We start from the raw sequence: 25369 nt of genomic DNA, 5'->3' as shown, positions 1-25369 counted from the left end.
TCAGTCCCCCTCAAACCGCCAGAGCCACCGCGGCATCGTCCATGAAGGCGCCGCCCTCGACCACGCTCTGCTCCAGCCCGCCCGCCGCCACCAAGAGATTCTCGGCGTAGAACCGGGCGAGCGCGATGCGGGCCGCGTGGGCCGGGTCGCGCTCGCCGGCCTTCAGGGCGGCGCTCGCCGCGAGGGCGCCGCGCGCCAGGCAGGCGCCGCCCAGGGCGAGGCCGAACAGACGCAGGTACGGGGCCGCCCCGGCGAGCGCCGCATCCGGTCGGTTGGAGGCCAAAGCCGCGAGTTGGTGGCTGGTCGCACGGTCGAGACTCCCGATCCCGTCCCGCAGCCGCGCCGCCATGTGGCCGAAGGAGGGATCGGCCGCCTTCAGCAGCCCCTCGGCGGCCCGGCGCATCCAGGCGATCTGCGAGCGGGCGGTGGCACCGCCGTTCAGCGGCAGCTTGCGGGCGGTCAGGTCGATGGCCTGGATGCCGTTGGTGCCCTCGTAAATGCCGAGGATGCGCGCGTCGCGCATCAGCTGGGCCGCCCCGGTCTCCTCGACGAAGCCCATGCCGCCATGGACCTGCACACCCAGCGAGGTCACCTCGTTGGCGAGGTCGGTGGAGAACGCCTTGGCCACCGGCGTCAGCAGGGAGGCGCGGTCGAGCGCGGCCTGCCCCTCCGGACCCAGCGCGGCATCCAGGGCGGCCGCGGTGAGGTAGCAGATGCCGCGGGCGGCGGCCGTGTAGGCCTTCATGGTGAGCAGCATCCGCTGCACGTCCGGATGAGCCGCGATCGGGCTCGTCGCCTCGGCGGCACCGACCGCGCGGCCCTGCCGGCGCTCATTGGCATAGGTCAGGGCCCGCTGCGTCGCGGCCTCGGCGACGCCCACGCCCTGGAGGCCGACATTGAGCCGCGCCGCGTTCATCATCGTGAACATGCAGGCCAGCCCCTTGTTCTCCTGTCCGATCAGCCAGCCGGTGGCGCCGCCCTGGTCGCCGAAGGCCATTGAGCAGGTCGGGGACGCGTGGATGCCGAGCTTGTGCTCCACCCCCGAGCAGCGCAGGTCGTTGGCGGAGCCGTCGGGCAGCACCTTCGGGACCAGGAACAGGGAGATGCCGCGGGTGCCGGCGGGCGCATCCGGGAGCCGCGCCAGCACGAGGTGGACGATGTTGTCCGCGAGGTCGTGCTCGCCATAGGTGATGTAGATCTTGGTTCCGGTGATCCGGTAGGTGCCGTCGCCGGCAGGCTCGGCGCGCGTCCGCAGCAGGGCGAGGTCGGAGCCCGCCTGCGGCTCGGTCAGGTTCATGGTCGCGGGCCATTCCCCCGAGACGAGCTTCTCGAGGTAGCGCTCCTTGAGCGCGTCGGAGCCGTGGGCCGCCAGGGCCTCGATGCCGCCCTGGGTCAGCAGCGGGCACAGGCCGAAGGCGAGGTTGGCGCCGTTCCACATCTCGGTGCAGGCAGCCTCGATCAGCTTCGGCAGGCCCTGGCCTCCGTGATCGGCCGCGGCCGAGAGCCCGTTCCAGCCGCCCTCCGTGAACGTGCGGAAGGCCTCCCGCCAGCCGGGCGGCGTGGTGACGCGCCCGTGCGCGAACGGGCTGCCGTGCCGGTCGCCGATTCGGTTGAGTGGAGCGAGCACCTCGGCGGCGATGCGCCCGGCCTCGGTCAGGATCGCCTGCGCGTCTTCAGGGTCAACCGCGTCGAGCCCGGCCACGTGCCGGAGGGCGAACAGCATCTCGGTGACGGGGGCGCGGTAGCTCATCGGGTCGTCGCTCCTCTCGGCCCACCCCTGCGATCACCCGGGGCGGGTTTGACCGCGGCCCTGTACCGGGGCTACGGCGGCCCGAGGATAGGCACGCGACGCTTGCGCCGCCATCACCTCGCGACACGGCTTCCCGCATGAACGATCCCGGGTCAACGGTCCCGGCCGCGACCCGGCGGCTCGCTCCCGACGCAGACGGCCTCGCACAGGCCGCCGCGATCCTGCGGGCGGGCGGCCTCGTGGCCTTCCCCACCGAGACGGTCTACGGGCTCGGCGCGGACGCGACCGACCCCGCCGCGGTGGCGCGGATCTTCGCCGCCAAGGACAGGCCGCGCTTCAACCCGCTGATCGCCCATCTGCCGGATGCGGACGCGGCCCGGGCGGAGGGCGCCTTCGACGCCCATGCGCGCCGCCTCGCCGAGGCCTTCTGGCCGGGCCCCCTGACGCTGGTGGTGCCGGCCCATCCGGGAACGCGCATCTGCGACCTCGCCCGCGCCGGGCTGCCCAGCGTCGCCCTGCGGGTACCCGGGCATCCGCTCGCGCAGGCCCTGCTGGACGCCGTCGCCCGGCCGGTGGCGGCGCCCTCCGCCAACCGCTCCGGCCGCGTCAGCCCGACCCGGGCCGAACACGTGCTCGACGACCTCGCGGGCCGGATCGAAGCGGTGCTCGACGGCGGCGGCACGCCGGTCGGCGTCGAATCGACCGTGGTGGCCTGCCTCGGCGGGCCGCCGCGCCTATTGCGGCCGGGCGGGATCACCCGGGCCGCGCTCCGCGACGCCCTCGGACTCGATCCGGCCAATCCCGATGCCGCCGATCCCGATCGGCCGGCCGGCCCCGGCATGCTCGCCTCGCACTATGCGCCGCGTGCGCGGGTGCGCCTCGACGCGGAGCACGTGGAGCCCGGCGAGGCGCTGCTGCTGTTCGGCGCCGGACGGCCCGAGGGTCACGAGCGGGCGCGGGCCGCCCTGAACCTGAGCCCGGCGGGCGATCCGGCCGAGGCGGCGGCCCGGCTGTTCGGGGCGCTGCGCGAGCTGGACGCCTCGGGGGCCGCCACGATCGCGGTGGCGCCGATTCCCGCAGAAGGCCTCGGCGAAGCGATCCGGGATCGCCTCGCCCGGGCCGCCGCGCCCCGCTGAGGGGAGCGGCTTTTTTTGCCCGGGCCGGGAACAGACCCGGTCGTCGATCGTTCATTGATCACGAAGGCCTTCTCAGCCCCCAATGGCCTTTTTCCTTTCAAGGCTCGGAGCGATCCGAGCCTTTTTTTATTGGTCGTCGGCCTCAGGCCAGCTTGGCCGCGATCCCGGCCACGTGGCGGCCCTGGAAACGGGCACCCTCCAGCTCGACCGCGCTCGGCTGGCGCGAGCCGTCGCCGTCCGCGATGGTGCTGGCGCCGTAGGGCGTGGTGCCCTTCACCGCCTCGACCCCCGCCTGCCCCTGGAAGCTGTAGGGCAGGCCGACCACCACCATGCCGTGATGGAACAGAACCGTGTGAAAGCTCGTCAGCGTCGTCTCCTGGCCGCCGTGCTGGGAGGCGGTGGACGTGAAGACCGAGCCGACCTTGCCGACCAGCGCGCCCTTCATCCACAGGCCGCCGGTCTGGTCGATGAACTGCTTCATCTGCGAGGCCATGTTGCCGTAGCGGGTCGGCGTGCCGAAGATGATCGCGTCGTACTGGGGCAACTCCTCGACGGTGGCGATCGGCGCAGCCTGATCGACCTTGAAGTGGCTCTGCCGGGCAACCGCCTCCGGCACCAGCTCCGGCACGCGCTTCACGACGACTTCGGCGCCGGCCTCCCGGGCGCCCTCTGCGATGGCGTAGGCCATCTGCTCCACGTGTCCGTAGGACGAGTAGTACAGCACCAGAACCTTGGCCATGTGGGGATCTCCCATCGGTGAGTCTCGGACGGCCGACCGAATCATCCGGCGGCGCGGTCGTCTCTCATCGCGCGTTTTGTGTCTTGCACGAATGCCCTCGGATGCAAGAATAACCTTGCATTCCTGCAAGCAAGGATCTGCCCGTGTCGCTCGACTGGGACGAGTTCCGGTTCGTCAAGGCAGTGGCGGACCGGGGCAGCCTGAATGCGGCCGCTGCACAACTCGGGATCAATCCTTCGACTGCCTTCCGGCGCCTCGGGGCACTCGAAGCGCGGCTCGACGTGCGCCTGTTCGAGCGCCGGCGCACCGGCTACGTGCCGACCTCCGCCGGCCAAGCGATGATCGAGGCGGCGACCCGGATCGAGACGGATGTCACCCAGTTCGCCCGGGCCATGGCCGGTCGGGGCGAGACACCGTCCGGCGAGTTGCGCGTGACGGCGCCGGCCGGCCTCGCCACGGGCCTCCTCATGCCGATCCTGGCGGACTTTCGCGCGTCTTACCCGGACATCCGCGTCGAGCTGATTCTCGCCGAGGAGGCGCTGAACCTGTCGCGCCGCGATGCTGACGTGGCGATCCGCGCGAGCCGGGACCCGAGCGAGACGCTCGTCGGGCGCCGGCTGACGGGCATCGCCTGGGCGGTCTACGGCCGGGCCGGACACGCCTACGGCGATCTCGCCACCGAGACCTGGGTCAGCCCGAGCCCGGCCGTGGCGGGCGGCATGTTCGCACGGTTCGTGGCGGCGCGGGTCCCGGTCGAGCGGATCGGGCTGCGGATCAACACCGTGACGGGGCTCGATGCCGCGGTAGCGGCCGGCCTCGGGATCGGACCATTGCCGTGCTTCGAGGCCGACACCAATCCTGCCCTGCGCCGGCTCTCGGGCCCGCACCCGGAACTCGGGGCCGATCTCTGGCTGTTGACGCATCCTGATCTGCGGCACGCCGCACGGGTCCGGGCCTTCATGGATCACTTCGCCGGAGCGATCCTGCCCCTGCGGCCGCGCTTCGAGGGCCGGTGAGCCGGCTCAGGCTCGGATCTCGACGATCTCGACCTCGTGGCCGTTGACCTCGACGACATCGCCCACGCTCTTGCCGGTGATCGCCCGGGCCAGGGGCGCCACGTAGGAGATCGAGCCCTTGTGCGGGTCGGCCTCGTCCTCGCCGACGATCCTGAAGGTCTGCCGGGTTTCCTTGCCGGCCTCGTCCTCGCGGAGCACCGTGACGGTGGCGCCGAAATGGACCGTGTCGCCGCTCATCGGCTCCACGAGCTGCGCGGTGTTCTTGCGCGCGGCCCAATAGCGCAGGTCGCGGCCGATCCGGGAATCCTCGGCCTTGTCGGCGGGGTCGAGGCTCGCGACCTCCCGCTCCAAGCGCGCCACCTCGGCCTCGATCTGCGCGAGCCCCTCCGGCGTGACGAAATTGGTGTGCGGCGAGATGGGACGGTCGGGAAGGTTCTCGAACGCTTCCCCGCCCTCGGGCTCTTTGATGAATGCAACGCTCATGATGCAAGGCAATGCCGCCGGAACGGCAACGGTTCCGCGGCGATGCCTCAACCGACCTCGACGACGGTCCGCCCCCGGACCCTGCCGGCCAGGATCTCCTCCCCGAGCCGGCCCACCTCCTCCAGGCGGACGCGCGTCGTCATGGCGGCCAGCGTGTCGAGATCGAGTTCCCCGGCGAGCCGCGCCCAGGCCTGGCGGCGCTTCGCCTGGGGGGTGGTGACGCTGTTGATACCCAGGAGGGAGACGCCGCGCAGGATGAAGGGCGCCACCGAGGTCGGCAGGTCCATGCCCTGGGCGAGACCGCAGGCGGCCACCGCGCCGTCGGATCTGGTCATGGCCAGCACGTTGGCCAGGGTGGTCGAGCCCACCGCGTCGATGCCCGCCGCCCAGCGCTCCTTGCCCAGCGGCTTGCCGGGCTTGGCCAGCTCTGCCCGATCGAGGATCTCGGCGGCACCGAGATCCTTGAGATAGCCGGCCTCGCTGGCCCGCCCCGTGGAGGCGATCACGTGCCAGCCCGCCCGCGCGAGCAGCGCCACCGCCACCGAGCCGACGCCGCCGGAGGCGCCGGTGACGATCGCCGGGCCATGCGCGGGCGTGAGCCCGTGGGCCTCGAGGGCCATCCGGCTCAGCATCGCGGTGTAGCCCGCCGTGCCGATCGCCATGGCCTGCTCGGCGGTGAGGCCCTGGGGCAGCGGCACCAGCCAGTCGCCCTTGACCCGGGCGCGCTCGGCATAGGCGCCGAGATGGGTCTCGCCGACGCCCCAGCCGGTGAGCACCACGGCGTCACCCGGCTTGTATTCCGGGTGGTCCGAGGTCTCGACGACGCCGGAGAAGTCGATGCCGGGGATCATCGGGAAGCGGCGCACCACCGGCGACTTGCCGGTGAGCGCGAGCCCGTCCTTGTAGTTCAGGGTCGAGTGCGTCACCCGCACGGTGACGTCGCCGTCCATCAGGTCGGCCGCGTCGAAATCCCGGAAGGCCAGGCTCTGGCCCGCCTCGGTCTTCTCGACCACCCAGGCCTTGAACGTCCCCATCACACCCTCCCGCATTTGCGCGAAGAGGTGTCGCGGGGACGTCCGGAATCAAGGCGGACCGGATCAGTAGCCGTCGTAGCGGCTGCCGGTGGAGAAGCCGAGGCCCACGCCGATATCGGCCGAGCTGGCGCCGGTGATGCCCATAGCGTCCGGGATCGAGCCGACCACCGGGCCGCCATAGGAGACGGCGTGGTATCCGCCGCCGTAGCCGCCGATCGGCACCCAGCCGGAGCGGGCGGGCGCCACCAGCACGCGCCGGCTGACGGTGGCGTATTCCGGCGGGATGGTCTCGGGGATCGCCTGGGCCGGGCGGACCAGCACGGTCCGGGTGCGCACAGCGAAGCGTGGCGGCGTGGTGACCCAGCAGCCGATCAGCTCGCCGCCGGGACCGCGGCTCGTCTGCCAGAAGCGCCCGCCGGGGGAGACCATCACGCGTTCGGATACGGTGTCGTAGACCGGCGGCACGCTGCGGTAGACGGTCCGCGGCGGCCGCACCAGCACGTTCTCCTGCACGGTGTCGTAGACCGGCGGCGTCGTGACGTGGCGGTAGCATTCGGAGCCGTAGCAGCCGCCCGCCTGTGCGGGTCCGGCGAGCAACAGGCCGCCGAGCGCGGCGGCGAAGAGGGTGGGGCGTGCGACCGACGCGGTCATGGAAGTCCTCTGGTACGCAATACGGGCGAGATGCTGCGCAGGGGCGGCGCTCGTCTCGACGCACTACAGGCCAGAGTCGTTGCCCGACTCGCAAGCAGTGTTCAAAATGAAGGTAAAATTAACCCTCGGTTTGGACTGCTTAGGGATCGACTACCTACGTAAGCTTTTATCGGAAACCGCAAGCCTTCCTTACCCGCGACGGAGGCGGCTCCCGTCCGGTCAGGTCTGTCCGGGCTTGAGCTGGTAGAAGATGTGCCGTCCGATGACATCCATCTTGCGAAGGCGTCGCGCCCAGCCCGGCCGCACGTAATCCGCGTGGTAGTGGGTCGCGGCCCCGACCTCGGCCAGGTAGGTCCGGCCCTCGATCACCGAGCGGGCGATGCGGGTCGCCGATTCCCAGGCGCCGGCATCGGTGATGCGCAGGGACTTGCCCTCGCAGGCGAAGGAGAACTGGCAGCCCATGTAATGGTGCCGGTTCTGATAGACGACGCCGCAGACGCTGCTCGGATAGAGGCCGCTCTTCACCCGGTTGAGCACCACCTGGGCCACGGCGGCCTGCCCCGCCTCCGGCTCGCTGCGGGCCTCGAAATAGACCGCCTCGGACAGGCAGCGCTGCTCCTTGTCGAGCGAATCCGGGTCGATCAGGTCGGCATAGCGCCGGCGAGCATCCTCGGGGACCGACTGCAGGCCCTCCAGGCGCTCGGGGCGGATCGCGAAATCGGGCAGCGCGAGGCTGGCGGCCGCCACCTCCACCGGGATCGCGTCCGCGGGCGCGGGCGTGGTCGATGACAGGGCGACGGCCCGGGGCACCGGCGGCGTCGAGCCGTCGAGGCGCCGCTCGGGGCCGCCGTCCTCGGTGAGGTCGGCGCTGCCCTCGCCCGTGGAGGCGGCGCTGCCGGCCCCCGTGGTCAACCCGAGATCGGGCACCGGCACGAACCCGGCCTCCGGCTCGGAGTCCGGATCCCAGACCGCGGCGCCCGCGGTGAGCACGCCGCTGACGCTGCCGGTGACATCGCCGAAGACCAGGGCGCCCCCGGTCTCGCGCATAGACGCGGCGCGGCGCGCGAAGCTCGCGGCCGGCGGCTGGGCCGGGTCCCCCTTCCCGGCGCGCTGGACCACCGGGAACACGTGCGCGCCGGTCTTGAACACCGCCTGGGGCGGCTCGTCGCCGGATCGGCGGAGCGCCGATCCGATCAGCACCGTGCCCGGCGGCAGGGCCGGCACCGTGTAGGCGTCGATCGCCCCGAGGCGGCTCGACCCGATCGCATTCTCCGTGCCGGCATCGGCCGTGAACGAGACCAGAAGGCCGAGCCCCGCCATCCATGGCGTCAGGGCGGCCGAGAGCCAGCGCAGGCTCGATTCCCGTCGTCCTCGTCTCGCGCCCACGGCTTCAGACCCGCACCGATGCACCACCGCCGGCCCCATCCTCCCCGGTTCCAGGGAGGTTTCGTGGCCGGCATGGATTTATCGCCCGGTATGGTTGAGCCCGGGTTAAGCCCAGACTACGGCATCCGTCCCGGTCCCAGCGCGCTGTCCCGAATCGTGAACGCGCATGAAAAAGGGCGGCCCGAAGGCCGCCCTGTCTCGTCTCGCGCCTGTCGTGCGGCGATGCGGCGTCACTCCGCGGCGGGCGGCAACTCCTCGATCGGGTCCGCGGCACTGCCGGCCTGCTTCTGCTGCAGGATCATCGCGTCGCGGCGACGGGCCACGGCGCGGATGTCGGCCACCATCGAGCCCGTGCCCGCCGGGATGAGCGAGCCGACGATGACGTTCTCCTTCAGGCCTTCCAGATGGTCGACCTTGCCGTTGACCGCGGCCTCGGTGAGCACCCGGGTCGTCTCCTGGAACGACGCCGCCGAGATGAACGACTTCGTCTGCAGGGACGCCTTGGTGATGCCGAGCAGGACCGGCACGCCCTGGATCGGCTTCTTGCCCTCGGCAAGCAGCTTCTCGTTGAACTCGGTCAGCTCGGTGCGATCGATCTGATCACCCGAGAGGATGTCCGAGTCGCCGCCGTCGGTCACCTCGACCTTCTGCAGCATCTGGCGGACGATCACCTCGATGTGCTTGTCGTTGATCGACACGCCCTGCAGCCGGTAGACTTCCTGGATCTCGTTGACGAGGTAGGCCGCGAGTTCCTCCACGCCCTTGATCGCCAGGATGTCGTGCGGCGCCGGGTTTCCGTCGACGATGTAATCGCCGAGTTCGACCACGTCTCCGTCCTGCAGGTGGATGTGCTTGCCCTTCGGGATCAGGTACTCGACCGCCTCCGAACCGTCATGCGGCGTCAGCGTGAGCCGGCGCTTGTTCTTGTAGTCGCGGCCGAACGCGATGGTGCCCGACTTCTCGGCGATGATCGCCGCGTCCTTCGGGCGCCTTGCCTCGAACAGCTCCGCCACCCGCGGCAGACCGCCGGTGATGTCGCGGGTCTTGGCCGAGTCGGTCGAGACGCGCGCCAGGATGTCGCCCGCCTTCACCTGCGCACCGGGATCGAAGCCGATGATGGCGTCGACCGGCAGGAAGTAGCGGGCATCCGAGCCGCGCGGCAGCTTCAGCGCCTTGCCCTCCTTGTCGACCACAACCATCGCAGGCTTGAGGTCCGAGGTGCGGGCCGAACCGCGCCAGTCGACCACCACGCGCTTGGCGATGCCGGTCGACTCGTCGGTGGTCTCGGTCATGGACTGACCGTCGACCAGATCCTCGTAGGCCACGATGCCGTCGACTTCGGTGAGGATCGGACGGGTGTAGGGATCCCACTCGGCGATCCGCTGCCCGCGCTTGATCTTGTCGCCCTCGTCGACCCGGAGCTTGGCGCCGTATTGCAGACGGTGGACCGCCCGCTCGACCCCGTCCGACCCGACGATCACCACCGCCACGTTGCGGCCGGTGGCGATCAGATCACCATCGGTGTTCTTGGCGATCGCCCGGTTGCGGATCTTGATCGTGCCCTCGAAGCTCGACTCGATGAACGACGAATCGGCGATCTGGGCGGCACCGCCGATGTGGAAGGTGCGCATCGTGAGCTGGGTGCCCGGCTCGCCGATGGACTGCGCCGCGATGACGCCGACCGCCTCGCCCATGTTGACGGGCGTGCCGCGGGCGAGGTCGCGCCCGTAGCAGGTGGCGCAGACGCCGCTCCGGGTGGCGCAGACCAGCACGGAGCGGATCTTCACCTCCTGGATGCCGGCGGCGTTGATCGCCGGCAGGTGCTTCTCCTCGATGGTCTCGCCGGTCTTGACGATGACCGTACCGTCCGCCGCCACCAGATCCTCGGCGGTGGCGCGGCCGAGGATGCGCGTGGCCAGCGTCGCCACGACCTGGCCGGCATCCACGATGGCGCGCATCTTGATGCCGTTGGTCGTGCCGCAATCGACCTCGCGGATCACGGCGTCCTGGGCCACGTCGACGAGGCGGCGGGTCAGGTAGCCGGAATTGGCGGTCTTCAGGGCGGTGTCGGCGAGGCCCTTACGGGCACCGTGCGTGGAGTTGAAGTACTCCAGCACGTCCAGACCTTCCTTGAAGTTCGAGATGATCGGCGTCTCGATGATCTCGCCCGACGGCTTGGCCATCAGGCCGCGCATGGCGGCGAGCTGCTTCATCTGCGCGGGCGAACCACGGGCGCCCGAGTGGCTCATCATGTAGATCGAGTTGACCTGCTTGTCCGCGCCGTGCTCGTCCTTCTGGACGGTGGAGATGCGGTTCATCATCTCGGCGGCGAGCTTGTCCGAGCACTTGGCCCAGGCATCGACCACCTTGTTGTACTTCTCGCCCTGGGTGATCAGGCCGTCGTTGTACTGCTGCTCGTAGTCCTTCACCAGGGTACGGGTGCTGTCGACGATCGACCACTTGTTGTCCGGCACGACCATGTCGTCCTTGCCGAACGAGATGCCGGCCTTGAACGCGTGGCTGAAGCCGAGACCCATGATCCGGTCGCAGAAGATCACCGACTCCTTCTGACCGCAGTGGCGGTAGACGGTGTCGATCATCGCCGAGATCTCCTTCTTGGTCATCAGCTTGTTGACGACGTCGAAGGGAACCTTGGCGTGCTTGGGCAGCGCGCCGGACAGGATCACCCGGCCGGGGGTGGTGTCGTAGGTCTTGGTCAGCGGCTCGCCGTCCGGGCCGATGCCGGTCCAGCGCCACCGGATCTTGGAGTGCAGCGACACGGTCTTGGCCGCCAGCGCGTGCTCCAACTCGCCCATGTCGCCGAAGACGCCCTGCATCGGGTTCTTGGGGTTGTCCGGGTTGAACGCGCCCGGCGCCCCCTCGGCCACGATCGACAGGTAGTAAAGGCCGAGCACGATGTCCTGCGACGGCACGATAATCGGCTGACCGTTGGCCGGGTGCAGGATGTTGTTGGTCGACATCATCAGCACGCGTGCTTCCAGCTGCGCCTCGAGCGACAGCGGGACGTGCACGGCCATCTGGTCGCCGTCGAAGTCGGCGTTGAACGCGGCGCAGACCAGCGGGTGCAGCTGGATCGCCTTGCCTTCGATCAGCTTCGGTTCGAAGGCCTGGATGCCGAGGCGGTGCAGGGTCGGCGCGCGGTTCAGCATCACCGGGTGCTCGCGGATCACCTCATCGAGGATGTCCCAGACCTCCGGCTTCTCCTTCTCGACCAGCTTCTTGGCCTGCTTGACGGTGGCCGAGAAACCCTTGGCGTCGAGGCGCGCGTAGATGAACGGCTTGAACAGCTCGAGCGCCATCTTCTTCGGCAGGCCGCACTGATGCAGCTTCAGCTCGGGGCCGACCACGATGACCGAGCGGCCCGAATAGTCGACGCGCTTGCCGAGCAGGTTCTGGCGGAACCGGCCCTGCTTGCCCTTCAGCATGTCGGCGAGCGACTTCAGCGGGCGCTTGTTGGCACCCGTGATGACGCGGCCGCGGCGGCCGTTGTCGAACAGGGCGTCGACCGCCTCCTGCAGCATCCGCTTCTCGTTGCGGATGATGATGTCGGGGGCGCGCAGTTCGATCAGCCGCTTCAGGCGGTTGTTGCGGTTGATGACCCGGCGGTACAGGTCGTTCAGGTCGGAGGTCGCGAAGCGGCCGCCGTCCAGCGGGACCAGCGGGCGCAGGTCCGGCGGGATCACCGGCACGACCGTGAGGATCATCCATTCCGGCTTGTTGCCGGACATCTGGAAGGCCTCGATGATCTTGAGCCGCTTCAGGAGCTTCTTGGGCTTCAGCTCCGACGTGGTAACGGCGATCTCCTCGCGCAGATCGTTGGCGATCTTGTCGAGGTCGAGTTCCTGAAGGATGCGCCGGATGGCCTCGGCGCCGATCATGGCGGTGAACGAATCCTCGCCGTACTCCTCCTGGGCGCGCAGGTACTCCTCCTCCGAGAGGAGCTGACGCTCCTTCAGGGGTGTGAGGCCCGGCTCGATGACGCAGTAGGACTCGAAGTACAGGATCCGCTCGAGGTCCTTGAGGGCCATGTCGAGCAGGAGGCCGATGCGCGAGGGCAGCGACTTCAGGAACCAGATATGCGCCACCGGGGCGGCCAGCTCGATATGGCCCATGCGGTCGCGCCGGACGCGCGCCAGCGTCACCTCGACGCCGCACTTCTCGCAGATCACGCCCTTGTACTTCATGCGCTTGTACTTGCCGCACAAGCACTCGTAATCCTTGATCGGCCCGAAGATACGCGCGCAGAACAGACCATCGCGCTCGGGCTTGAAGGTCCGATAGTTGATCGTCTCGGGCTTCTTGATCTCGCCGTACGACCAGGAGAGGATCTTCTCCGGGGACGAGATCGAAATCTTGATCTGGTCGAAGCTGACCGGCGTGGCCTGCTGGTTGAAAAGGTTCATGACCTCTTGGTTCATGATCCGCTCCTTGTTGACGCCGGCAACCCTGCGCCTGGGCCACCGCGTACCGAATGCATCCGGCGCCGCGCCCCGTTCGAGCGCCGCTGGCCGTCGTCACCGGAGGCCCCGCCCCTCCCCGCTCGACCGTGGCGGCGCGACGCCGCCACGGGAGGTTCTTCGCTGACCGCTACTCGGCGGCGTCGGCCGGCGGCTCGAGCTGGTCGTTGGCCGCCTTCTTGGAGGAGGTGAGCTCGACGTTGAGGCCGAGCGAACGCATCTCCTTGACGAGCACGTTGAAGCTCTCGGGGATGCCGGCCTCGAACGTGTCGTCGCCGCGGACGATCGCCTCGTAGACCTTGGTGCGGCCGGCCACGTCGTCCGACTTCACCGTGAGCATCTCCTGCAGCGTGTAGGCTGCGCCGTAGGCCTCCAGCGCCCAGACCTCCATCTCGCCGAAGCGCTGACCGCCGAACTGCGCCTTGCCGCCCAGCGGCTGCTGGGTGACGAGCGAGTACGGGCCGATCGACCGGGCGTGGATCTTGTCGTCCACGAGGTGGTGCAGCTTCAGCATGTAGATGTAGCCCATCGTCACCTTGCGGTCGAAGGGCTCGCCGGTCCGCCCGTCATAGAGCGTCGACTGCGCCGAGCGGTCGAGGCCGGCCATCTCCAGCATCTGCTCGATATCGGCCTCCTTGGCGCCGTTGAACACCGGGGTGGCCATCGGCACGCCGCGGCGGACGTTGTTGCCGACCTCCGCCAGTTCCTCGTCGGTCAGGCCGTCGAGCTCGCCCGGGGAGTAGATCGCCGTCATCTCCTCCCGCAGCGGCGCGATGTCGTTGCTCTTGAGATAGGCATCCACCGCCTTCGAGACCTTGCGACCCAGGCCCGCAGCCGCCCAACCGAGGTGCGTCTCCAGGATCTGGCCGACGTTCATGCGCGAGGGCACGCCCAGCGGGTTGAGCACGATGTCGGCATGGGTCCCGTCCTCCAGGAACGGCATGTCCTCGATCGGCACGATCCGCGACACGACACCCTTGTTGCCGTGCCGCCCGGCCATCTTGTCGCCCGGCTGGATCTTGCGCTTCACCGCCACGAAGACCTTGACCATCTTCATGACGCCGGGGGGCAGCTCGTCGCCGCGCTGCAGCTTCTCGACCTTGTCGAGGAAGCGCTGCTCAAGGCGCTTTTTCGACTCGTCGTACTGCTTCTGCATCGCCTCCATCTCGGTCATGAGACGGTCCTCGATGACGGCGAACTGCCACCATTGCGAGCGCGGGTAGTCGTTGATCAGCTCGCGGGTGAGCGTGGTGTCCTTCTTGAAGCCCTTCGGGCCGGCCACCGGCGCCTGGCCGATCAGCACGTCCGCGAGGCGGGCGTAGGTGTTGCGGTCGAGGATCGCCTGCTCGTCGTCGCGGTCCTTGGCAAGCCGCTCGATCTCCTCGCGCTCGATCGCCTGGGCGCGCTCGTCCTTGTCGACGCCGTGGCGGTTGAACACCCGCACCTCGACGATCGTGCCGGTGACGCCCGGCGGCACACGCAGGGAGGTGTCGCGTACGTCCGAGGCCTTCTCACCGAAGATGGCGCGCAGGAGCTTCTCCTCCGGCGTCATCGGGCTCTCGCCCTTCGGGGTGATCTTGCCGACGAGGATGTCGCCGGCGTTCACCTCGGCACCGATGTAGACGATGCCGGCCTCGTCGAGATTCTTGAGCGCCTCCTCGGAGACGTTCGGGATGTCGCGGGTGATCTCCTCCGGCCCGAGCTTGGTGTCGCGGGCCATCACCTCGAACTCCTCGATGTGGATCGAGGTGAACACGTCATCCTTCACGATCCGCTCGGAGAGCAGGATCGAATCTTCGAAGTTGTAGCCGTTCCACGGCATGAACGCGACGAGCACGTTCCGGCCGAGCGCCAATTCGCCAAATTCGGTCGAGGGGCCGTCAGCGATGATCTCGCCTTTCTTCACCGGCTCGCCGACGCGCACCAGCGGCTTCTGCGTGATGCAGGTCGACTGGTTGGAGCGCTGGAACTTCTGCAGGCGGTAGATGTCGACGCCGGGCTTGTTGGCGTCAGCCTCCTCGGTGGCCCGGATGACGATGCGGGTGGCATCCACCTGATCGACGATGCCGGTCCGGCGCGCCGCGATCGCGGCGCCCGAATCACGGGCGACCACGGCCTCCATGCCGGTTCCGACGAACGGCGCGTCGGCGCGCACCAGCGGCACGGCCTGCCGCTGCATGTTCGAGCCCATCAGCGCGCGGTTCGCGTCGTCGTTCTCGAGGAACGGGATCAGCGCCGCAGCCACCGAGACGAGCTGCTTGGGGCTCACGTCCATGAGGTCGACCCGCTCGGGCCCGACGACGATCACCTCGCCGGCGCGACGGCAGACCACGAGGTCCTCCGTGAGCTTGCGGCTCTCGTCCATCTGGGCGTTGGCCTGGGCGACGTAGTACTTCGCCTCCTCCATGGCGGAGAGGTAGGCGACCTCGTCGGTGACCACGCCGTCGCGCACGCGGCGGAACGGGGTCTCGATGAAGCCGTACTTGTTCACCCGGGCGAAGGTCGCCAGCGAGTTGATCAGGCCGATGTTCGGGCCTTCCGGCGTCTCGATCGGGCAGATGCGGCCGTAATGGGTCGGGTGCACGTCGCGCACCTCGAACCCGGCGCGCTCGCGGGTCAGGCCACCCGGGCCCAACGCCGAGAGGCGGCGCTTGTGCGTCACCTCGGAGAGCGGGTTGGTCTGATCCATGAACTGCGAGAGCTGCGACGAGCCGAAGAACTCGCGCACCGCCGCCGCGGCGGGCTTGGCGTTGATCAGGTCCTGCGGCATCACCGTGTCGATATCGACTTGGCTCATGCGCTCGCGGATCGCCCGCTCCATGCGGAGCAGCCCGAGGCGGTACTGGTTCTCCATGAGCTCGCCGACCGAGCGCACCCGGCGGTTGCCGAGGTGGTCGATGTCGTCGATCTCACCCTTGCCGTCGCGCAGCTCGACCAGCGCCTTGACCACCGCCAGCATGTCCTCCTTGCGCAGGGTGCGGACGGTGTCGGCGGCGTCGAGGTCGAGGCGCATGTTCATCTTCACGCGGCCGACCGCCGAGAGGTCGTAGCGCTCGGAATCGAAGAACAGCGAGTGGAACATCGCCTCCGCGGTGTCGAGGGTCGGCGGCTCGCCGGGGCGCATGACCCGGTAGATGTCGAACAGCGCGCCCTCGCGGCTGGAATTCTTGTCCACCGCCAGCGTGTTGCGGATGTAGGGGCCGACGTTGACGTGGTCGATGTCGAGCACGGGGAGCTCGGTGATGCCGACCTCGTCCAGGCTCTTCAGGAGCTTCTCGGTGATCTCCTCGCCGGCCTCGGCCCAGATCTCGCCGGTCTGGGCGTTGACCAGGTCCTCGGCGATGTACTGGCCGACGAGATCCTCGTCGGTCGCCTTGAGGAACTTGGTCCCCTTGTCGGTGATCTGGCGGGCGTTGCGGGCGTTGAGCTTCTTGCCGGCCTCGAGCACGACCTCGCCGGAATCGGCGTCGATCAGGTCGACCGTGGCCTTCATGCCCTTCATCCGCTCGGGGTCGAACGGCACGCGCCAATCGGCGCCGTCGCGGTCATAGACCACGCGGTTGTAGAAGGTCGACAGGATCTCCTCGCCGTCGAGGCCGAGGGCGTAGAGCAGCGACGTCGCCGGGAGCTTGCGCTTCCGGTCGATGCGCACGTGCACGATATCCTTGGCGTCGAACTCGACGTCGAGCCAGGAGCCGCGGTACGGGATGATCCGGGCGGCAAACAGGAGCTTGCCCGACGAGTGGGTCTTGCCCTTGTCGTGGTCGAAGAACACGCCCGGCGAGCGGTGCATCTGCGAGACGATGACGCGCTCGGTGCCGTTGACGATGAAGGTGCCGTTCTCCGTCATCAGGGGCATGTCGCCCATGTAGACGTCCTGCTCCTTGATGTCCTTGACCGACTTGGCCTGGGTGTCGGGATCGACGTCGAACACGATCAGCCGAAGCGTGACCTTCAGCGGGGCCGCGAAGGTGATGCCGCGCTGGCGACACTCGTCCACGTCGTATTTCGGCGCCTCGAACGTGTAGCGCACGAATTCCAGCAGGGCGGTCGACGCGAAGTCGGAAATCGGGAACACCGACTTGAACACGCTCTGCAGGCCCTCGTCGCCGCGCCCGCCCTCCGGCTCGTCGACCATCAGGAACTGGTCGTAGGACGCCTTCTGAACCTCGATGAGGTTCGGCATCTCGGCGACTTCCTTGATCTTGCCGAAGAACTTCCGAATGCGCTTGCGACCGACCAGCGTGTTGGCCATGTGAACTCGCTCCATCCCGCGTGCCTCGCGCCCGGGGAAGCGTTCCCGAAAGGGACCTCCCGCGCCGGGCTGTGACGCGCGCCCCGCCGGGCCACGCCACCGAACCGAATCTCACTGGCCCCAGGCGGGGCCGTCCGCCGAAGCGGCCTAAAGCCCGCGGGCGCTACACCCGCGGGCTCCAGTCACGACAGGCCCGAAGCGGACCTCCGTGGGATGATGGGCCGGAACCGGCCCACCGTCGGCTTACTTGAGCTCGACCTTGGCGCCGGCCTTCTCGAGCTGGGCCTTGAGCTTCTCGGCCTCGTCCTTGGCGACGCCTTCCTTGACGGGCTTGGGCGCACCCTCGACCAGGTCCTTGGCTTCCTTGAGGCCCAGGCCGGTGATGGCGCGGACTTCCTTGATGACCTCGATCTTCTTGTCGCCCGCGGCGGCGAGGACGACCGTGAACTCGGTCTGCTCCTCGACAGCGGCGGCGGCGCCACCAGCGGCCGGGCCGGCGGCCACGGCGACAGCGGCAGCGGCGGAGACGCCCCACTTCTCTTCGAGCATCTTGGCCAGGTCGGCGGCCTCGAGCACGGTCAGCGAGGACAGGTCGTCGACGAGCTTGGCAAGATCAGCCATTTTCAATTCCTCTCAGATATCGGTTCGAACAAAGGATTTTTGAAGGGCCTCAGGCGGCCTCGTCCTTGGTGGCATAGGCCCCGAACACGCGGGCGAGCTTGGCCGCCGGCGCATTGACGACCTGAGCGATCTTGGTCGCGGGCGCCTGCACGAGGCCCACGATCTTGGCGCGCAGTTCGTCGAGAGACGGGAGCGAGGCGAGGGCCTTCACGCCGTCCGGGTTCAGGGTCGTCTTCCCCATCGCGCCGCCAAGGATCACGAGCTTGTCGTTCGTCTTGGCGAAATCGACCGCGACCTTGGCGGCAGCGACCGGATCGCCCGAATAGGCGAGCAAGGTCGGGCCCTTCAGGAGCGGCTTGATGGAGGCGACGTCCGTGCCATCGAGTGCGATGCCGGCGAGGCTGTTCTTGGCGACCTTCACGGTGGCGCCTGCCTGCTTCATCTGCGAACGCAGCTTCTGCATGTCGGCGACCGTGAGGCCCTTGTAGTGGGCCACGACGACGACGGCGCTCTGACTGAACACGCCGTTGAGCGTCGAGACGAGGTCAGCTTTAGCTGTCCGGTCCACTGGGCTCTCTCCGGTTGGCGGAACCCGATCTCGGGCCCGCCGGTTGCACATGCCGCCCGGACGTCGTCTCGGCCTTCAAGAGACCGGGAACGTCCGAACGACGCTTCGCGGCCCTGTCCCCGCACGTACCCCTGAAGGGCCGCCTCGGGCGAGTTGGTTCAAACCGACACCCCTCCGCGGCACTCAGGCCGTGGCGAGGCTTTTCCTAAGTTCGGTCTTCCCCGTCTGTGCAGGCTGGTCGTGGATTAAGCCGGCGAACCGGCACCTGCAGTCTCGGACAGGACATGGCCGGACAAGGCTCCGCAGGGCTCGTCGCCCTCTGGATCCTGCCGGCCTTTGCCCCCCGGTTACCCGGGCGACATTTCGAGCGGAAAGCGGCCGATCGGCCGTCTCCTTCCGTGAGGATGAATTGCGTAAGGCGCGGTGTATAGAGCCTAGCAAGCCGCCTGCCAAGAGCCGAAGCGCGACTTTTCCGCCGCAGGCAAGGGCGCTCGCGACGCTCCGACGGCAAGGCCTGGGCGCGGGCTCACGCCGCCTCGCGCTCGGGGGCGAGCCGGCGCCGCGCATTCTCCCACCACGAGCGCCGCCTTGCATCCTCGGCCTCGGCCGCCTTGGCGGCATAGAATGAGGCGTTGTGCTCGCCGCGCAGGGCCTCGCGGGTGAAGCGGATTAGGTGGTGGGCGACGAAGCCCATGTTGAACACCGCCTCGATCTGGCCGCGCTTCAGGGCGTAGGCCGCTGCGCTCCAGAACGGACGGCGGTAATCCGAGAGCAGCCCGACGCGCGTGAGGATGTTGAAGCCGAGGATCAGGCCGCGGCGCAGGTTCGTGAAGGTGAGCTTGCCCTTGGTCGGAGTCACGATCCGGTGAGGGTACGTGGTCTCGCACTGGTGCTTGAACCGCGCGAAGATCTGCTCCGGATCGTAGGCATGGGCGATGGCCCGGCGCCAGCTCGCCACCACGGTGTCGTGCGGGCGCTTGAACAGCACGTTCGACTCGAGCGCCGCGTCGTGAACCAGCCGCCCCTCGCGCTCCAGCCGATCCCAGAGCGGGGTCTTCGGCAGGGCTTGGAGAAGGTTGATGGTCAGCACCGGGATGGCCGACTTGTCGATGAAGTCGATCAGGTTCTGTTCGGACTTGTCGCTGTCGGAATCGAGCCCCAGGATGATGCCCGAGGTCACTTCGAGCCCATAGGAATTGAGCGTCTCGATCGCCTCGTACATGGGCACGGCGGCGTTGTGGGTCTTGTCGATGCCCTTGAGCGCGTCCGCCTCCGGCGTCTCGATGCCGACGAACACGGTCATGAAGTTGGCCTGCCGCATCAGCTCGAGGATCTCGGGCTGCTTGGCCATATTGAGGGTCGCCTCGCAGGCGAACTGCAGCGGGTAGTCGTTCTTCTTCTGCCACGCGACGAGATGCGGCAGCATCTCGCGCGTGGCCTTGCGGTTGGCGATGAAATTGTCGTCGACGAAATAGACCACCGCCGGATGGCCGGGCTGGCTGATGATGGCGTCGAGCTCGGCGCACATCTGCTCAGGGCTCTTGAGCCGCGGCTGGCGGCCGTAGAGTTGCGGGATGTCGCAGAACTCGCAGCGATACGGGCAGCCGGAGGAGAATTGCAGCGAGCCGATCAGGTAACGCTTGAGCGGCGCCGCCTCGTAGGCCGGGGCCGGGAAGTCCGAGAGCGCGAGCCGCTCACCGGTCTCGAACACCTCCTGCCGGGCCGGCCGGCCGAGGTCGGCGTCGAGGCGCGCGATCAGCCGGTCGGTGGCGTCGCCGATCTCGCCGACATGCAGGTAATCGAAGTCGGGGTACTTCTCGGGCGCCCCCGAGACGGAGGGGCCGCCGAGCGCCGCGACCTTGCCGGCCGCGTGGGCGCGGCGCCCGATATCGTGGATCTGGCCCTCCTGGATGTGCATCCCGGAGACGAACACGGCGTCGGCCCAGGCGAAGTCCTGGGCGCCCGCGCGCCGGATGTTCTCGTCGATGAAGCGGCATTCCCAGCTCTCGGGCATGTAGGCCGCGATCAGCAGGAGCCCCTGGGGCGGCATGAACGCCTTGACGCCCCCCATCAGCGGGTAGGCGTGCGAGAACGTGCCGAATGACGGCGTGTAAGCGGGGAAGACGCACAGGATGCGTCGGCGGGTCGTGACGGAGACAGTGCTGCGCATGAGGGCCTATCTAGCACAGCCGTGCGGGATGGCGCCCCCTTCGATGGTGAGAATGATGTGATGGATTGGCCCGCCTCGAAGCGTGCCGGCCCGCCCCGCACAAACACCAAAAAACGCCCGGCCGTTTCCGGCCGGGCGCTTCGAAGCGTTGCCGCCTCGCGTGATATCAGGCGGTCAGGACCGTGCTCGGCTCAACCTTCACGCCCGGGCCCATCGTCGAGGTGACGGCGATGCGCTGGACGTAGGTGCCCTTGGCGCCCGTCGGCTTGGCCTTGGCCACCGCGTCCGCGAAGGCCTTGATGTTCTCGACAAGCTTGTCGGCGTCGAACGAGACCTTGCCGACGCCGGCATGGACGATCCCGGCCTTCTCGACGCGGAACTCCACCGAGCCGCCCTTGGCGCCGGCCACGGCGCTCTTCACGTCCATGGTGACAGTGCCGACCTTCGGGTTCGGCATCAGGCCGCGCGGGCCCAACACCTTACCGAGGCGGCCGACCAGCGGCATCATGTCCGGGGTGGCGATGCAGCGATCGAACTCGATCTTGCCGCTCTGGACGATCTCCAGGAGATCCTCCGCCCCGACGATGTCGGCGCCGGCCGCCTTGGCGTCGTCCGCCTTGGCGCCGCGGGCGAAGACCGCAACGCGCACCGTCCGGCCGGAACCGTTCGGCAGGTTGCAGACGCCGCGGACCATCTGGTCGGCGTGCCGCGGATCGACGCCGAGGTTCATCGAGACCTCGACGGTCTCGTCGAACTTCGCGGTCGCCCGCTCCTTGACCAGCTTGATCGCCTCGTCGAGCGGGTAGAGCTTGGTCACCTCGATGCCCTCGCGGGCAGAGCGAATGCGCTTTCCTTCGCGTGCCATGATGTCCTCCCTCAGGCCGTGACTTCGAGGCCCATGGCCCGGGCGGAACCGCGGATCATGGCGACGGCCGACTCGACCGAGTCGCAGTTGAGGTCGGGCATCTTCTTCTCGGCGATCTCGCGCAGCTGCGCCTCGGAGATCTTGCCGACGGTCGGGCCCTTGCCGGGGGTCTTCGAGCCGGAGGCCGGCTTCTTGCCGATCTTCAGCCCGGCGGCCTTCTTCAGGAAGAAGGTGACCGGGGGCTGCTTCATCTCGAAGGTGAACGAGCGGTCCTGATACGCGGTGATGACCACCGGGATCGGGGTGCCCTTCTCGATCTGCGCGGTCTTCGCGTTGAAGGCCTTGCAGAATTCCATGATGTTGAGGCCGCGCTGACCGAGCGCGGGACCGATCGGCGGCGACGGGTTCGCCGCGCCGGCCGGGACCTGAAGCTTCACGTAGCCCGTGATCTTCTTCGCCATGGGACTGCTCCCAATGAGAATCCGCCCCCACGCGGCCTGAAGCGCGGCGGGTCGGAGGGTTGCAGGTCGCGGTGCGATCCGTGGATCCCGGAGGCGAGGCCGGGCGGGTCTCCCGCGGGGTTCAGCGAGATGCGTGTCTGCGGATGCGGGCCGTCAGGCCCACGATCCGCATCCGCCTTTCGCTATGCGCCGCCTCAGGCCTTCTCGACCTGGGCGTATTCCAGCTCCACCGGGGTGGCGCGTCCGAAGATCGACACGGCCACCTTGAGGCGGGAACGGGCCTCGTCGATCTCCTCGACGGTGCCGTTGAAGCTCGCGAACGGGCCGTCGGCGACCCGCACGGTCTCGCCGATCTCGAAGGAGACCGAGGGCTTGGGCCGGTCGACGCCCTCGGCGACCTGCCCCTTGATCCGCTCGGCCTCGGCGTCGGGGATCGGCACCGGCTTCGACTTGTCGGCCCCGAGGAAGCCCGTGACCTTCGGGGTGTTCTTGATGAGGTGGTAGACCTCGTCGGTCAGGTCGCACTTCACCAGCACGTAGCCGGGAAAGAACTTGCGCTCGGCATCGACCTTCCGGCCGCGGCGCACCTCAACGACCTTCTCGGTCGGGACCATCACCTCGTCGAACAGCTCGGTCAGCCCGCGCTGGGCCGCCTGATCCTTGATGGATTGGGCGACCTTGTTCTCGAAGTTCGAGTAGGCGTGGACGATATACCAGCGCTTCGACACGGTTCCGTTCAACTCCGACACGTCAGCGAGGTCTCCCCCGATCGATAGCGTCCCGCCCTCAGAGGCCCAGGACCAAGCCGACCACGAAGCGCAGGGCCTGGTCGACCACCGTGAAGAACAGGCTCGTGACCACCACCATCACGAACACCATGATCGTGGTGATCGTGGTCTCCCGGCGGCTCGGCCACGTGACCTTGCGGGCCTCGTCGCGGACCTGGGCGATGAACTCGCCCGGGGTGGCGCGCTTCTGAGGCACCCGGGCGGGCGTCGCCGGACGGGCCGGCGGCGTGCCCACGGGACCGCGGGCTGCGCCGCGCGCCAGATCCACCTTCTTGGTCGCTTCGTTCGATGCCATGGCGCCAGTGTTTGTGCGTGTTCGGCCCCGAGGCAGAGACCGCGTCCGGGAATGCGAATGCCGGCGCCGAGGGCCTGAACAGGCCCGCACCGACGGTCGCTTCAGATCTCGGATTGCGCCCGCTCTAGCGCAACTTCGCCGGCTTGTCGACCGGGCGACCGCGCGGGATCGGGGGAGATATCTGGCAGGAGTGGAGGGACTCGAACCCGCAACCTCCGGTTTTGGAGACCGGCGCTCTGACCAGTTGAGCTACACTCCTAGCGTCCCGCCCAATGCCCGATTGCAGCCCGGCTTGCAAGAGGTTCGGCGGCACAGACAGGCCCGCGAGGCCCGAATGCCGCCGTCGCGGCGTCCGATCATGGACCGAAGCGGAAAGCCCTTTCAGGGGGCCCGCGACCGCGCGGCGTCAACGTCCGTGATCCGCCCGCTCCGCGGCGGTCAGGGGCCTTAATCCGCTCCGGTCGAAGCGGAACAGCTCGTCGCTGCGGCCATACGGGCCGGCCCGCATCTGCCTAGTCGCCTCCGCGGCCAGGCCACGCCGGGCGGCGCTGTCGGCCGGCCACGCCATCAGCGCATCCCGGGTCGGGGCGGTCAGGGTGATGCTGTCCGCCTTCAGGGCGCCGCGAATCTGCTCGAGGTAGTCAGGCACCAGCAGCCGCGCGGCGTTGTCATCGTCCCCCGATTCGGCGATGGCGAACATCGGCACGTCATTTCCGAGGCCGAGGCTGAACGGCGTGTCTTTCGAGGTCGCCGCGAGGTTCTTCACGGCCGTCGCTTCCACCAGCGCAGGATCGACCCGCCAGCCCGCGAGCATCGCACGGGTCACGTATCGGTAGCGGCTCGGCTCGTCGAGCACGTAGACGACGAAGAGAGTCTCGGAGAAACGACGGCGCGCGATCTCTGCGTGCTGTCGGAGGATCTCCTCCGGCACGAGTTGCACGCGCAGCCGCGCCTTGACGGCCGCGAAGTCGCCGGGATCCGTCGCGGGCCCGGAACCCGCGAGGACATCGGCGAGGAATGCCTCGATGGCCCGTCGGCGCTCCGCGCCGGCGAGGCTGGCGACGCGCGGATACAGGTTGGTGAGGGTGATCGTCCTGGTGTCGACATGGATCTGCACCGGATCGGAATCGAGACGGACCTCGGACTCCGGCCGCATGACTCGAACCAGCGCAGCCGCCTCGTCGCGGAACCGCCCGTCGCTCAGAACATCGTCGCGCGGCGCACCTGGCAAGATTGGGAGCCCGACACAGATCAGGACCAGGAACCACAGGGTGCGGAGAACAGAACCAGCGGACATGCGAGTCTCCACCGGATAGAGGCAGAGACAAAACGACGCAACGCCGGCACTCCGTCAAGACGAAGGCCGGCGCCAAGCAAATCAAACCCGGGCACTGAAGCCGGTCCGCCGGACGGGACCGGAACGCTAGAGCGATTCGACTATACGCAGATCGCGAATTGCATTCCGCCGGCCGGCGCATCGCCCGTCGCGACGCGCCGGTCCTTTCAGACCTACTCGTTGATGGCGGCGACGACGCCGGCACCGACGGTGCGGCCGCCCTCGCGGATGGCGAAGCGCAGCTTCTCCTCCATGGCCACCGGGACGATCAGCGTGACGTCCATGGTCACGTTGTCGCCCGGCATCACCATCTCGGTGCCCTCCGGCAGCGTGCACACCCCGGTCACGTCCGTGGTCCGGAAGTAGAACTGCGGCCGGTAGTTGGTGAAGAACGGCGTGTGGCGCCCGCCCTCCTCCTTGGTCAGGATGTAGGCCTCGGCCTTGAACTTCGTGTGCGGCTTCACCGAGCCCGGCTTGCACACCACTTGGCCCCGCTCGACGTCCTCGCGCTTGGTGCCGCGCAGCAGAACGCCGACGTTGTCGCCCGCCTGGCCCTGGTCGAGCAGCTTGCGGAACATCTCGACGCCCGTCACCGTCGTCTTGGTGGTCGCCCGGATGCCGACGATCTCGACTTCCTCGCCCACCTTGATGATCCCGCGCTCGACCCGGCCCGTCACCACCGTGCCGCGGCCCGAGATCGAGAACACGTCCTCGATCGGCATCAGGAACGGCATGTCGATCGGGCGCTCCGGCTGCGGGATGTAGCTGTCCACCGTCGCCATCAGCGCCAGGACGGCCTCCTTGCCGATCTTCGGCTCCTTGTCCTCCAGCGCCATCAGCGCCGAGCCCTTGGTGATCGGGATGTCGTCGCCCGGGAAGTCGTACTTCGACAGAAGCTCGCGCACCTCCAGCTCGACCAGCTCCAGAAGCTCCTCGTCGTCGACCATGTCGACCTTGTTGAGGAACACCACCAGCGCCGGAACGCCGACCTGACGCGCCAGCAGGATGTGCTCGCGGGTCTGCGGCATCGGGCCGTCGGCCGCCGACACGACCAGAATCGCGCCGTCCATCTGCGCCGCGCCCGTGATCATGTTCTTCACGTAATCGGCGTGCCCGGGGCAATCCACGTGCGCGTAGTGCCGGTTGGCCGTCTCGTACTCCACGTGCGCCGTCGAGATCGTGATCCCGCGCGCCTTCTCCTCCGGAGCCTTGTCGATCTGGTCGTAGGCCGTGAACGTCGCCCCGCCCGTCTCCGCCAGAACCTTCGTGATCGCAGCCGTCAACGACGTCTTGCCATGATCAACGTGGCCGATCGTGCCGATGTTGCAGTGCGGCTT

General features: G+C 68.6%; 19 protein-coding genes and 1 tRNA gene. 2 read left to right on the top strand and 18 right to left on the bottom strand.

Annotated features, from left to right (window positions below):
• Positions 1 to 10: 10 nt before the first annotated feature.
• Positions 11 to 1750 (bottom strand): acyl-CoA dehydrogenase, encoded by a 1740-nt coding sequence (locus Q8W67_RS18510; protein WP_305548343.1) that lies wholly within the window; start codon positions 1748 to 1750, stop codon positions 11 to 13.
• A gap of 137 nt (positions 1751 to 1887) precedes the next feature.
• Between Q8W67_RS18510 and Q8W67_RS18505 the strand changes: the two genes are divergently transcribed.
• Entirely contained in the window at positions 1888 to 2886 is a 999-nt protein-coding gene (locus Q8W67_RS18505) for an L-threonylcarbamoyladenylate synthase (protein ID WP_305548341.1), read from the top strand.
• 142 nt (positions 2887 to 3028) lie between these two features.
• Here Q8W67_RS18505 and wrbA read toward each other — a convergent pair whose 3' ends face one another.
• Positions 3029 to 3625, bottom strand: a complete 597-nt coding sequence (gene wrbA, locus Q8W67_RS18500; RefSeq protein ID WP_305548339.1) for an NAD(P)H:quinone oxidoreductase — start codon at positions 3623 to 3625, stop codon at positions 3029 to 3031.
• Positions 3626 to 3768: 143 nt separating this feature from the next.
• On the opposite strand from wrbA, the gene Q8W67_RS18495 reads away from it, so the two are divergent.
• On the top strand, positions 3769 to 4641 hold the full coding sequence (locus Q8W67_RS18495; protein WP_305548337.1) for a LysR family transcriptional regulator: 873 nt from the start codon (positions 3769 to 3771) through the stop codon (positions 4639 to 4641).
• A 6-nt stretch (positions 4642 to 4647) separates the two neighbouring features.
• On the opposite strand, the gene greA is transcribed toward Q8W67_RS18495, so the two are convergent.
• From greA to tuf, 16 genes are all read right to left on the bottom strand, one after another.
• A complete protein-coding gene (greA, locus tag Q8W67_RS18490; protein ID WP_305548334.1) occupies positions 4648 to 5124 on the bottom strand; it encodes a transcription elongation factor GreA in 477 nt (158 codons plus the stop codon).
• 47 nt (positions 5125 to 5171) lie between these two features.
• Complete coding sequence (locus Q8W67_RS18485; protein WP_305548331.1) at positions 5172 to 6158, bottom strand: MDR family oxidoreductase; 987 nt, start codon at positions 6156 to 6158, stop codon at positions 5172 to 5174.
• Between the two features lie 63 nt (positions 6159 to 6221).
• Positions 6222 to 6809: a hypothetical protein gene (locus Q8W67_RS18480; RefSeq protein WP_305548328.1), complete on the bottom strand. Its 588-nt coding sequence runs from the start codon at positions 6807 to 6809 to the stop codon at positions 6222 to 6224.
• Positions 6810 to 7028: 219 nt separating this feature from the next.
• A complete protein-coding gene (locus tag Q8W67_RS18475; protein WP_305548484.1) occupies positions 7029 to 8129 on the bottom strand; it encodes a cell wall hydrolase in 1101 nt (366 codons plus the stop codon).
• Between the two features lie 296 nt (positions 8130 to 8425).
• Positions 8426 to 12634, bottom strand: a complete 4209-nt coding sequence (gene rpoC, locus Q8W67_RS18470; RefSeq protein ID WP_305548326.1) for a DNA-directed RNA polymerase subunit beta' — start codon at positions 12632 to 12634, stop codon at positions 8426 to 8428.
• Positions 12635 to 12803: 169 nt separating this feature from the next.
• Positions 12804 to 16928 (bottom strand): DNA-directed RNA polymerase subunit beta, encoded by a 4125-nt coding sequence (rpoB, locus tag Q8W67_RS18465; protein WP_305548323.1) that lies wholly within the window; start codon positions 16926 to 16928, stop codon positions 12804 to 12806.
• 243 nt (positions 16929 to 17171) lie between these two features.
• Positions 17172 to 17549, bottom strand: coding sequence for a 50S ribosomal protein L7/L12 (gene rplL / locus Q8W67_RS18460; RefSeq protein ID WP_007566046.1), 378 nt, complete (start codon positions 17547 to 17549; stop codon positions 17172 to 17174).
• A gap of 49 nt (positions 17550 to 17598) precedes the next feature.
• Positions 17599 to 18117 (bottom strand): 50S ribosomal protein L10, encoded by a 519-nt coding sequence (gene rplJ / locus Q8W67_RS18455; RefSeq protein ID WP_305548311.1) that lies wholly within the window; start codon positions 18115 to 18117, stop codon positions 17599 to 17601.
• A 526-nt stretch (positions 18118 to 18643) separates the two neighbouring features.
• Positions 18644 to 20287: a B12-binding domain-containing radical SAM protein gene (locus Q8W67_RS18450; protein ID WP_305548306.1), complete on the bottom strand. Its 1644-nt coding sequence runs from the start codon at positions 20285 to 20287 to the stop codon at positions 18644 to 18646.
• Positions 20288 to 20453: 166 nt separating this feature from the next.
• Complete coding sequence (rplA, locus tag Q8W67_RS18445; protein WP_305548303.1) at positions 20454 to 21152, bottom strand: 50S ribosomal protein L1; 699 nt, start codon at positions 21150 to 21152, stop codon at positions 20454 to 20456.
• 11 nt (positions 21153 to 21163) lie between these two features.
• Positions 21164 to 21613: a 50S ribosomal protein L11 gene (gene rplK / locus Q8W67_RS18440; protein WP_243969862.1), complete on the bottom strand. Its 450-nt coding sequence runs from the start codon at positions 21611 to 21613 to the stop codon at positions 21164 to 21166.
• A gap of 194 nt (positions 21614 to 21807) precedes the next feature.
• Entirely contained in the window at positions 21808 to 22341 is a 534-nt protein-coding gene (gene nusG / locus Q8W67_RS18435; protein ID WP_238290620.1) for a transcription termination/antitermination protein NusG, read from the bottom strand.
• Between the two features lie 58 nt (positions 22342 to 22399).
• Complete coding sequence (gene secE / locus Q8W67_RS18430) at positions 22400 to 22696, bottom strand: preprotein translocase subunit SecE (RefSeq protein ID WP_305548298.1); 297 nt, start codon at positions 22694 to 22696, stop codon at positions 22400 to 22402.
• A 182-nt stretch (positions 22697 to 22878) separates the two neighbouring features.
• Positions 22879 to 22955 (bottom strand) — tRNA-Trp (locus Q8W67_RS18425).
• 147 nt (positions 22956 to 23102) lie between these two features.
• On the bottom strand, positions 23103 to 23993 hold the full coding sequence (locus Q8W67_RS18420) for a hypothetical protein (RefSeq protein WP_305548295.1): 891 nt from the start codon (positions 23991 to 23993) through the stop codon (positions 23103 to 23105).
• A gap of 212 nt (positions 23994 to 24205) precedes the next feature.
• Positions 24206 to 25369, bottom strand: a 1164-nt coding sequence (gene tuf, locus Q8W67_RS18415) for an elongation factor Tu (protein WP_305543583.1), incomplete at its 5' end; no start/stop codon positions are given.

Origin of the sequence: Methylobacterium sp. NEAU K (assembly GCF_030700285.1) — a bacterium.
Lineage (GTDB): Bacteria > Pseudomonadota > Alphaproteobacteria > Rhizobiales > Beijerinckiaceae > Methylobacterium.
Note: the sequence above shows the minus strand (reverse complement) of the source record. Positions and strands in the feature narration are given on the sequence as shown.